Annotated in this window: 9 protein-coding genes; 2 read left to right on the top strand and 7 right to left on the bottom strand. The window is 37.5% G+C overall.

Translation table 11 applies throughout. The features are described from left to right. From D6734_03890 to aspS, 4 genes are all read right to left on the bottom strand, one after another. Positions 1 to 538 (bottom strand): hypothetical protein (locus D6734_03890; GenBank protein ID RMF96311.1); only part of this gene is annotated, 538 nt, incomplete at its 3' end. A gap of 42 nt (positions 539 to 580) precedes the next feature. Beyond that, complete coding sequence (locus D6734_03885) at positions 581 to 1,453, bottom strand: hypothetical protein (GenBank protein RMF96310.1); 873 nt, start codon at positions 1,451 to 1,453, stop codon at positions 581 to 583. Between the two features lie 27 nt (positions 1,454 to 1,480). Next, the gene (locus tag D6734_03880; GenBank protein ID RMF96309.1) at positions 1,481 to 3,346 is read right to left on the bottom strand and encodes a hypothetical protein; all 1,866 of its coding nucleotides are present in this window, start codon (positions 3,344 to 3,346) and stop codon (positions 1,481 to 1,483) included. Further along, complete coding sequence (aspS, locus tag D6734_03875; protein ID RMF96308.1) at positions 3,347 to 5,131, bottom strand: aspartate--tRNA ligase; 1,785 nt, start codon at positions 5,129 to 5,131, stop codon at positions 3,347 to 3,349. It lies immediately after the preceding gene. Positions 5,132 to 5,368: 237 nt separating this feature from the next. Between aspS and D6734_03870 the strand changes: the two genes are divergently transcribed. Together D6734_03870 and D6734_03865 are read left to right on the top strand one after the other, a co-directional pair. After that, a complete protein-coding gene (locus D6734_03870; protein RMF96307.1) occupies positions 5,369 to 6,967 on the top strand; it encodes a PglZ domain-containing protein in 1,599 nt (532 codons plus the stop codon). A gap of 29 nt (positions 6,968 to 6,996) precedes the next feature. Further along, positions 6,997 to 7,833: a tetratricopeptide repeat protein gene (locus D6734_03865; protein ID RMF96306.1), complete on the top strand. Its 837-nt coding sequence runs from the start codon at positions 6,997 to 6,999 to the stop codon at positions 7,831 to 7,833. A gap of 93 nt (positions 7,834 to 7,926) precedes the next feature. Here the strand turns inward: D6734_03865 and D6734_03860 are convergent, their stop codons facing one another. The 3 genes from D6734_03860 to D6734_03850 all read right to left on the bottom strand — a co-directional run. Further along, entirely contained in the window at positions 7,927 to 8,967 is a 1,041-nt protein-coding gene (locus D6734_03860) for a cytochrome-c peroxidase (protein RMF96305.1), read from the bottom strand. Positions 8,968 to 9,082: 115 nt separating this feature from the next. Beyond that, positions 9,083 to 10,075 carry a coproporphyrinogen III oxidase gene (locus tag D6734_03855; protein RMF96304.1) on the bottom strand — a complete coding sequence of 331 codons (993 nt, stop codon included), beginning with the start codon at positions 10,073 to 10,075 and terminating at the stop codon, positions 9,083 to 9,085. Further along, the coding region (locus D6734_03850; protein RMF96303.1) for a UbiD family decarboxylase at positions 10,063 to 11,559 on the bottom strand (1,497 nt) is incomplete at its 5' end. The genes D6734_03855 and D6734_03850, both read right to left, overlap by 13 nt.

The raw sequence follows: 11,559 nt of genomic DNA, 5'->3' as shown, positions 1-11,559 counted from the left end.
TCTTCAAGTAATTGACCATATCAAAGAGAGTCGATGAAGAAGGCAGTTTTTTCATAATTGCTAAAAAAATTATAGCTTTCCTGTTTTTTCTCACTAATATTGCTGTCCTCTTCTTTTCATTATGCTTATATTTTCTCCACTTTTTTGAATAGTTGATATTTAAATCGTATAAAGAAAACACCTTCATATTCTTTCCACTGCAAACTTCAGAAACATCTTCGAATCGATAACTTACTTTACTACCGCCTTTAGTTTCTACCTCGAGCAAAGGAAATTCATAAGCTGAAATGACAAATGCCCTTATTTTCTTATCTTTCCAACTCAATATCTCAATCTCATCATTATTTAAAAATAAAACCCCCTTCTCTTTCCCAAATCCTCTGCCTATTATCTCTAAAACACATTCTCCGCTTATCATTTCAGGATAAACTCTATATATCACAGGCTTTTCATTTGCCGACATATTCAAGGCAAAGTAAAATGCTATCAAAAAGAATGGAATAATTCTTTTCTTCTTTGAAAATTCTTCCCCTTTCATACCTATTTTGAAACCATCTGCTGTGAAAAATGAACAAATTGCTCATCTCAAATCAGGATGTGGCGGCGGCAATGGTGCTTTTTGCTTTCTCTGACTCTTCTTCTTCAAACTAAGCATCTCAATCAACCCGGGAAGCAGCATCTTCTTTGATGGACCATAGAGAAAAAGTTCTTCATCGAGACCGTCAGACAAATCCTTCTTTGAAAGGATTTCTTCCCATTTATTCCAAGAAATTTCTTTTGTTTCCAAATCTTCGCCAATGCTATCAGGACGACTGATATCTACATCTTCAAAAAACCTTCTAAACTCCCGCTCATTTGGCACAGACGGAGGAGCAACGATTCCTTCATCATAAACTGTTGTCATCTTTCCTGCTTCAAGCATTACAGAATATTTTTTCCTCCCCTCTGAAATCCCCTTCACTTCAACAATACCCCTATTGACATATACATCAGTCCTTCTTGTATTCGAGATCAAAACTATAAAATCGGTACCCCTGACAGCGCAAAGGGCATTGGGAGTCAATACCTTGAATTCCTTCTCTTCCTTTCCTATTCTTCTCAGAAAAATTCTAACTTTCCCTTTGATTAAACGAAGAAAATTTCCATTTAGAATTTTTACTTCACCGTCTTTCTTAAATGTAAACTCTGAATTTGGTGCTACCACTATCGTAATACCATCATCCAATAGAAGTTTAGCAGTTGAATTTGCGCCGGTTTTTAAAAAGTCACCCTCATAAAACCTATGGCGAATTTTTGGTTCTTTCTGCGTGGTGCCATTGCTTGAAAAAATCGTTACATTTCCTTTAAAGCTCAAAAGCACCCCTTTCATATTTGCCGAATATAATTCATTATTAACAAAAACTATATAAAAAAAGCAAATTGAAAATGTAAAAAAAATCCTATTAAAATTCATTCACTTTTGTTTCAGAGTTAAAAAAGATTAAAGAATGCTTTCGGAGATTTCAATATCTCCATTCTTTCTCAAACTTGCAATAACTTCCGAGAAGACAATATTCTTTCTTTCATCAATAATTTTTGAATAGATTGTCTGCTTCTTGGATTCAAATTCTTCTCTACTTAATTGAGATTTGTTTTTAAGATATGCAACATATGCTCCATTTTGTGATATTACAAAACCTGCAGGTTTTTCCTTTTTAAGGGAAAAAATGAGAGCTGTAAATTTCTCTCTGTCTTTAATATCTGAAGGCACCTCTCTCCTTAGAATATTGCCCGTTGATTTTACAACAATCCTTTTGTCTTTGATAAGAGATTTCAACGATTTCCCTTTATTTATTTCTTTAGCAATTGATGAAACCTTCTTTTCTGCAATTCCAAATGCATTTTCCTTTTTGTAGTCTCTCTCCACTTCATCCCTTACTTCTTCAAATGTGCCTTTATGTGCAGCTGCTTTTTTTAATGTTTTTATAACTGCAATCTTTTGCCCTACATTGACAGGGTCACTTATTTTTCCTTCTTCAAGGGAATATGCAGTATTAAAAAATTTGCCGGCATTTATGACTCCATCGATCATTTCATTTCTGAAAATTTTCTTTTTAATTTTTTCTATTTTTGCAGAATCGCTGTCAAAGTTCTTCTTTATTTCATTAGCCCGTACAAGTGCCTGCTCCTTTGCTTTTTCCTTTTGGAGACGAATCTTAATTTCATCCTTTACATATTCAAAGGGTTTAACTTCTCCAGGAGCAAGTTTTTTCTCAACCTTTATAATATGAAAACCGTAAGAGGACCTAACGAGACCGCTAATCTCTCCCTCTTTTAATGCAAATGCGGCTTTTTCAAATGCAGGATCCATTTCTCCTCTTCCAAAAAAACCAAGATCTCCTCCCCTTGTTGTTGATAGCGGTTCATCTGAATACATCTGCGCAAGTGCAACAAAATCCTTTCCACTCTTAGCTTCTTTCAAGACTTTCTCCGCCTTCTTTTTTATAATTTCTATTTCATCACTGCTCTGACCGGGCTTGATTCTAAAAAGAATATGTCTTGCCTTTACTTGCTCCTCATCCACCTTGAACTTCTCCTGATTTTCATCATAATATTTTTTGACATCATCATCTGAAATTTTCACTTTATTCAAAAAATCACGGATATTTACAAGGGCATATTCAACTTCAGCAGAATCTTCAACATTGTATTGATCCTGATTTTTTGAAAAATATTCCTTAAGTTTTTCATCAGTGACTTTTACATCTTCAAAAAAATATTCGAGTGGAAAGAAAGCATATTCTGCTTCAACTTTCTCGTTTTCTTCTACAAACCTTTCCCACATCTCCTCCTCTGTCACATCTGCACAATCTTCAAGCATCCTTCTCGCCATATCAATTGAAACTTCCTGCCGCTGGCTTTCTATAAAATCTTTAGGGTCTATTCTGTTCCTTCGCAAAATAGAAATCATTTGCCTTTTATCAAGTTTTCCACTTTTATCTTTGAAGACATCATAACTTTTCAGCTTCTCTAACAAGTCGTAATCGCTCGGTTTTACATTCATCTCTTGTGCCGCCTGTCTCAAAAGCTCTCTTTCTATCAACCTATTCAAAACCATCTCTTTAAGATTTATTCTTTTAAGATATTCATCAGCATTTTCTTTTAGAATCGACCGTATTTGATCCTCTGTCTGCGCCAACTCATTTCTATATTCTCTATAAGAGATATTCACACCATTTACTTTTGCCACGGGAAGGCCTTCCCTGTTATTATTGCTCATAACTCCGTAGAAAGCTATGAAAGCAATAATAATTATCCATAAAATAGGCTGAAACTTCTTTGTATTTTTTCTGAAATAATCAAACATTTATTTCACACTCCTTCTTAATTTTATCCCCAATTCGATAAGCTGCTTTTCATCTACTTCAGATGGGGCACCTGTCATTTGGCAAACTGCTTTTTGAGTTTTTGGGAATGAAATAACCTCTCTTATCGATTCAGCGCCTGCAAGTATCATCACTAATCTATCCAAGCCAAATGCAATTCCTCCGTGAGGTGGTGCACCATACTGCAAAGCTTCAAGGAGAAATCCAAATTTCGCTTCTGCTTCTTCTTTACCTATGCCAAGAAGGTCAAACATCTTCTGCTGAATATCATTCCTATGAATTCTTATGCTGCCTCCTCCTATCTCCGAACCGTTCAATACCAAATCATATGCCTTTGCTCTGACTGCCTGAGGATTTGAATCAAGAAGAGAAATATCTTCGTCGACAGGAGAAGTAAAAGGATGATGCATCGCTACATACCTCTTTTCTTCGCTATCATACTCTAACAGAGGGAAGTCTGTAATCCATAGAAAATCGTATCTTTTTTCATCTATAAGCCCCTTTTCCTTTCCTATCTTCAATCTGAGTTCAGAAAGAGCCCTATATGTTGTTTCGCTCTCATCGGCGATTATGAAAAGAAGGTCACCTGCTTCAGCACCGAGGCGATTTTTCATATCTTCTATTTCTTCTTGGCTAAAAAACTTTACAACAGGAGACTGAAGCTCATTTTCAAGGACCTTTATCCATACAAGCCCCTTTGCGCCCTCACCCTTTACAAATTCCGTCAGGTCATCGAGCTCCTTTCTCGTCATTCCTGCAAATCCTTTGGCATTTATTCCTGATATCAAACCATTATTCTCAACAACAGAAGAAAACACTTTAAACTGCGATTGTTTAAATGTTTCAGTCAAATCAACAAGCTTCATTTCGAATCTTGTATCCGGCTTGTCGTTGCCGTAATTCTTCATTGCTTCTTCATATGAAATACGAGGAAAGGGTGTATCTATCTCTATCCCTGCCGCCTCTGAAAAAACCGTTTTCATCAACCCTTCCATCACTCTATATATATCCTCTCTTTCTACAAAGGACATCTCAACATCAATCTGAGTAAACTCCGGCTGCCTGTCTGCCCGAAGGTCTTCGTCTCTGAAACATTTCACTATTTGATAATATTTATCAAAACCTGCGATCATCAATATCTGTTTGAAAAGCTGAGGAGACTGCGGGAGGGCAAAAAATTTTCCTCTGTTAACACGGCTTGGCACAAGATAGTCTCTCGCGCCTTCAGGCGTACTTTTCGTAAGAAAGGGTGTTTCAACATCGATAAAACCCTCATTGTCAAAATAACGCCTCACTGCTTTGGTCACATTATAGCGAAGAATTATATTTCTTTGCAAAGAAGGCCGTCTCAAATCGAGATAACGATATCGAAGTCTAACATCTTCAGCCACATTTATATCATCTTCTATCTGAAAGGGAGGCGTCTGCGCAGTGTTTAAAATCCTTAATTCATTGGCTACAACCTCAATTTCTCCTGTGGGCATATTGGGATTTGCAGTATCACCGGGACGAAGTCTTACCTTCCCATTGACAGCCATTACATATTCAGAGCGAAGCTTTTCCGCTTTCTTGTGTGCCTCACCACTCAATTCTTCATCGAATACTATTTGTGTGATGCCTTCTCTATCTCTTAAGTCGATAAATATTACACCTCCATGGTCTCTTCTTCTTTGCACCCACCCCATCAAAACGACTTGCGCACCTTCATCTTTGGCACGAAGCTCTCCGCATGAATGAGTCCTTTTAAGTCCTTTTAGATTATCCATTTTTACTCACTCTCACATATGAATTTAAAGATTTTAGAATGGAAAGATTACAGTCTCAAAGGGCTTTTTGTCAAACAAAAAGTATCTGATATCTTTATCAAAAAAAGACAAAAGAATTCAAAATCATCTTTCATACTCTTTCTCGCTAATTTCTGTAATCTTTGACAAACAGCTTTTAAAGAAGTAATATCAGCAGGCTAAATTCGTTTACAAAGTTAGTAAAGGAGATAAAAATCGATGCAAAGCAATAAACTTTTTAAAGACTTCCCAATGAGTGAAGGAGTAAAAGCCGCCTATGAAAGAGGTGAGGAAGATGAAACAATGGAGCCCATAGTCCTTGAAGTAAACGGCACAAGGCCCGGGGCAATCGAAGATGGTGACTATGTCATTTTTTATGACATACGAGGTGAAAGAGAAATCGAACTTACAAGAAGTTTTATAGAAAAGGATTTTAAAGAATTCCCTCGCAAGGACAATCGAACAGCAAAATTTGTAACAATGGTCGAATACAATAAAGAGCTCGATGTTGATGTTGCTTTTCCTCCTGAAGAAGAAATTGAAGATACTTTATGTGAAGTAATAAGTAAGAATGGGTTTAAACAGGCAAAGATTGTTGAAACTGAAAAGGCTGTGCATCTTAGTTATTTTCTAAATGGGAAAAGGAATGAACCCTTCAAAGGAGAAGAAAGAATTTTCATCCCTTCCCTAAAAGACATATCAAACTATGACGACTATCCGGAAATGTGCATCGACAAAGTAGTTGAAACAGTCAATAATTGTCTTAAAGGGAAAAACAACAATTTTGTAATTGCTAATTTCGCAAATGTTGATGTAGTGGGACATATTGAAAATGAATCGGCTGTGAAGAAAGCTGTGGAAGCAGTTGACAAGGCAATAGGCGAAGTTGTCAAATGCGCTACAGTCAGCGGATATACGACAATCATTACAGCAGACCATGGTACAGTGGAAAAGTGGCTCTATCCTGAAGGCACTATTGATACAGGACACACCAACAGCCCTGTCCCTTTCATAATAGTCCCCTGCAAAGAAGAAAGGGATTTAGATAAGATTGAGCTTAGAGACGATGGAGAGTTGAGCGATGTTGCACCAACAGTTTTCAATCTTATGGGCATCGAAAAACCGAAAACAATGACGGGCTATTCTATCATTAAGTCAGGAAACCTTCATAATATCAAAAGAAATGTTTTTCTTCTTATAGTCGATGGATGGGGATACAGTGAAAAAAGAGAAGGCAATTTGATTGCTCAAAGCAATACACCCAATATGGATTATTATATGAAGAATTACCCTTTCACATCATTGGTATCTTCAGGAGAAGCCGTAGGGATGCCTGCAGGCACTGTTGGTAATTCAGAAGTCGGACATCTGCACATAGGCGCAGGACGACGCATCTATTCAGACCGCCTGAGAATAGACAAAGCTCTTGAAGACAAATCCTTCTTTGAAAATCCTGCTTTTATCAAAGCAATGGAAGAATCCATCAAAAATAACAAGCCGCTCCATCTTCTTGGAATCGTCTCCTTTTATAGTTCCCACGGTTCGATTAACCATCTTTTCGCACTTATGGAAATGGCAAAAGAGAAAGGGGTAAAAGAGGTTTTTATCCATTCTTTCTTGGGAAGAAGGGGCGAAAGGCCTGAAAGTGGAAGAAGGTATATAAGACAGGTCGAAGAAAAAACAAAAGAGATTGGGATTGGCAGGGTTGTAGATGTAATGGGTAGATTCTGGTCTCTTGACCGTGAAGAAAATTGGGATAGAATCGAAAAAACCTATCGAACGCTCGCTTATAGAGAAGGCATTGCAGTAAAAGTCTAAAGAAAATCCTTTTTGATTATGAGTAAATTATGAAGTCAGCTGTTAGAAAGTTTTTATTCTTGATAATTTTGCTCTTCTTTTTTTCAGCATGCACATTGACGACTGAAAAAATTGTACAAAAAGAAGAAGCAAAGCTAACAAAATTAGAAGAGGCGCAGGCACGACTAAATGAGGGCAATCTATATTACAAAGATGGAAAATATGAGCTTGCTTTAAAAAGTTTCAATAAGGCAATTGAAATGTATCCGGCGCTTGCTGAAGCATTCTATAGCCGAGGTAGTTTATATGCTATGAAAGGCGATTCGGGGCTTGCCCTGTCAGACTATAATAGAGCAATCAAAATCAATCCAAAGTATGCTGAGGCATACTATAATCGCGCCGTTTTATATCTCCAGCTAAATGATTATGATTCAGCGCTTTATGATTTTTCTAAAACGATTGAAATAAACCCCAATGATGCAGAGGCGTATTATAGCCGCGGTTTCATTTATATGAAAAAAGGAAGTTACAACAGCGCCATATCTGACCTCAAAAAAGCTGTTGAAATCAATCCGAAACTTCCGGCAGCATACTTCAACCTTGCGTTAATCTATGAAAAAAAAGGAAATTTCGATCTTGCCATAGCCAATTACAGCAGGACAATCGAATTGGATTCAGGTAATGCCAAAGCATATCTAAACCGTGGAAATCTATACTTTAAAAAGGGCAAATATCGCTTAGCCATCTCCGATTATACAAAGGCAATAAAGATAAAACCGTATTACGAGCAGGCTTATTACAATCGCGGCACAGCTTACCAAAAAATAGGTGAATTCGACCTCTCTATCAAAGATTTCGATAAGGTAATGGAGCTTAAAGAGAAATAAAAAAAATCTTCTTCTCTCATTTTGTCATATTATCGAATCTATCTATTTCCTTCGTCAACAACTTCCAACAGCAAATTTTATAGCACAGTGCCATTAATCGAGTTTTGGTTTAGGAGTCGCATTCGTAGGCGCAGGTAAAATCGGATAATCTATTTTCGGCTGTTTCCCGGTAGTGGCTTTCAAAAAAGCTACTATTTTGTCAGCTTCATCATCTGTGATCTTTATCCCAAACTGCACATCTCCCATAATCTTTACAGCTTCCTTCAAATCCCATACCCTGCCGGAATGAAAATATGGCGGTGTCAATGCAATATTTCTTAAAGAAGGTGCCTTAAAATAGTATTTATCAGGGAGATTCCCTGTAATTTTATATCGTCCGGTATCGCCTGCAAGAATGGCTTTTGGAGGTTTCTTGACCAGACCAAAAGGGAAATATCCTTCGCCACCCATATTCAATCCTCCATGACATCCTGAACATCCCTTTGTCATATAGAGGTCAAGACCCTCTCTTTCCTTTTTTGACAGCGCCTTTTCATCACCTTTTAGAAATCTGTCAAATTTTGAATCAGGAGTAATCAGCGTAGCTTCAAAAACTTCGATGGCTTTTGCCATATTATCGAATGTTACAGGATCCTTATCTTTTGGAAATGCCTTTTTAAATTTTTCAACATATTCAGGCATACTTTTTAAGGTTTTTATGACATCTTCCGGCTTGTTATTCATCTCCACTGATGCCTGCACCGGACCTTTTGCCTGCTCTTCAAGGTCCTTTGCTCTCCCATCCCAAAATTGAGCAACATTGAATACAGAATTGAGCACTGTTGGAGCATTTCTTTCACCACGATGCCAGCCATGGCCAGTAGAAGTTTCCTGATAATCACTTCCGCCTAATCCAAGATTATGGCAGGTATTACAGCTTATCAGTGCGCTTGCAGAAAGGCGAGGGTCAAAAAAGAGGATTTTGCCCAATTCTACCTTTTCAGGAGTTGCTTCATTGTCCTTCAACACAGGCGGCTTCTCCGGAATTGGGCGGAAAAAATTCTTAGCCCGTGCCATCAATTCATCCTGCGCAAATGAAAAACCTGCAAATAAAACGAAACTACAAATAAGGACAATTATGAATAGTTTCTTCATATCTTCCCCTCCCTTTAATTTACATTCACTATTTCATCAAAGTTCTAAGAGCTCAATTTTTCAAAAAATATAATAGATGAGTATTATAATAAAAAGGTTAAAACAACTATGCAAATCAATAATGCACAGAAGGAGGCATACCCATAAGCCGAATTGCTTCGAATGGATGATTTCTTTGGCGCGCCATTTTTACAGCGCCATCTTTAAGGAAAAGATACTCCATCCAATGCCGCCTCATTTCATTCATTACCATTTTATCTTTATCCGTTTCTTCTTCATCTTTTAGTTCTTCAACAATATCTCCATATGCTTTCAACAATGTTTCCGCGCCTTCTCTCGCCAAGTCAAGATTTTCAGCCAAAGGAAGCATCTTCAATTGGAAGCCCGCCCTTGCAGCAAGAGGTTTTTCCCAATCATCCATATTGTATTGTGCGGCAAGCCCTTTACTTAATTCCTTTTGATCTTCCCCATACTTTTTTACAACTGCAGACATCTTTCCTCTTATCTCTTCCACATATTTTTTCGGTGTTGAAGCCGGGAATACATCAAAATTCGTATTGATAATGCTTTTACTTGCACTGAGGCGCTCAACATTTAGATGTCCCATCGGAATTTTTGCAGATGCCGGAAAGATTTCAACCTGGATTACCCGTATATCAACAGAATCATCTTCATCAGCCAATCCTCTTTCAACCATAAACTTTGAAGGTTTTTTATATTTTATGACAATCTCTGAAACGGTTGCCTTCTCGAAAATTTTCCCTCTTGAAACATTTACTTCGTGATAGTATGACGATTCAGTATTATTCTTATCTTCTACTTTCGGCGTTTTGTGGACAAAGGTCTTCTTTTCCCATTTATTGCCGTTGAAAGCAGAAATCATTTCGATTGCTCTTCTTTTAAAAGAATCCATAAATTTATCTGCTTTTGCTATTGCCTCTTTCGACATTCTTTCTTCGCCTTTATCTACTTTCTTCTCCAAAGCATCTGTGTTTTTTAAAAAAAATAAAGAAATGAATATTATACTTATTGAAAGAAATCTTTTTAAAAAAAGTTTTAATTCATAAATCTTTTCATATTCCCTTTCATTAAATGCTATTTCTTCCATTCTTTCCAATATTCATCCCATTTTTCATCAACAAGTTTAAATGATTCTGGAGCCATTTTCTCAAGCTGAACTTTGCTTACAAGAGGCCATTCAGCAGGTCCCCCTTCAATTGGAAGCTGTTTCGTTGCATCGATTACAATCTTGCTAGAAATCCCTCTTTGTTTAATGCTTGGGTCAATTCCCATATTAAATGTCTGTGGAATTATTAAACTTGCCGGATAAGGCTGCCATCTTGTAGCAACTGCATGAAGGACATCGGATATATTCGTTACATCAACATCATCATCCACAACAATCATAATCTTCGAAGTTGTCAATCCAAGAGCAACTTGCCCGGCTGATATTCCCATACCGGGAAACCTTTTTTGTATGCTCATAATTGAAATGCCAATTGCTTCCATTGGAGAATAGAAATCAACCATATAGGGAAGAACCTTTTTAAGTTTCAAATAATTGCCAACCTGCCAAGGCAGCATATGAGTTGTATAGGTAACACCTGTAAAATTATTGAATATCCAAGGATTCTTCTTGTGTGTTATGGCTTTGACAATCATATAGTAATTCTCATGCTTCTTCCCCATATATCCATACATTTCACCATATGGACCTTCTTCTTCCATTTCCGCGATAACATCACCTTCGATTATCATTTCAGCTTCAGCAGGCACCATAATATCGCTTGTTTCACATTTAACCAACTCAACGGGTTTACCTTTTATGCCGCCTGCATATTCAAGCTCATCTTCCCCCAAATCGGCTACCTTCGTGCTCGCCATTGAATAAACGACAGGGTCAACTCCCAATGCAATTGCCGCAGGAATCGACTTTTTGCCTCTACGCACAGCCCTCATTACAAAGTGCCATCCATGTTGCCCCGGTTCTGTATTCATTCCAACCTTGTTTTTTCCCTTCACCTGTACTCTGTATGTCCCAACATTTCTTCCAAGTTCAGGGTCTTCCATAAATACAGCGCCTGTATTGATATACTGTGCTGCATCTCCGGGATTGTTTTTAAACCATGGAAATTTATAGATATCTACATCATCCCCTTTCAACACCACTTCCTTACAGGGCGCTTTCTCTCCCTTATATTCTACAGGTTTAATCTTCTTCCATTTCCCATTATCATCGACGAAACTTGTCAATTTATTCATCACAGCCCTATACATAGCACCGCTGTCATCTGTTACATCTTCAACGCCAAAAAGAAGAGCTGCTGTCTCCCATCCGCAAAAATGATTTGCAATAACAGGACCATCCATCCATTTCCCATTTATTTTTACTTTCTCAAAAATCAATGCGGGACAACGGTCAGCCCCCATCTTTTCAATCATTCTATAGACGAAGGCAGTCCCTTCATATCTATCTTGGTCGATTTCCTTTATTCTCAGGACTTTCCCTCTTTCCTCAAGGGCAGTTATATATTCTCTCATTGAATCATAAGGACCTGTTTTCTTTGCATTACCCATAAATAAATTCTCCTC

The sequence above is a fragment of the Candidatus Schekmanbacteria bacterium genome (assembly GCA_003695725.1).
Taxonomy (GTDB): domain Bacteria; phylum Schekmanbacteria; class GWA2-38-11; order GWA2-38-11; family J061; genus J061.
This window is presented reverse-complemented; position numbering and strand designations above follow the sequence as displayed.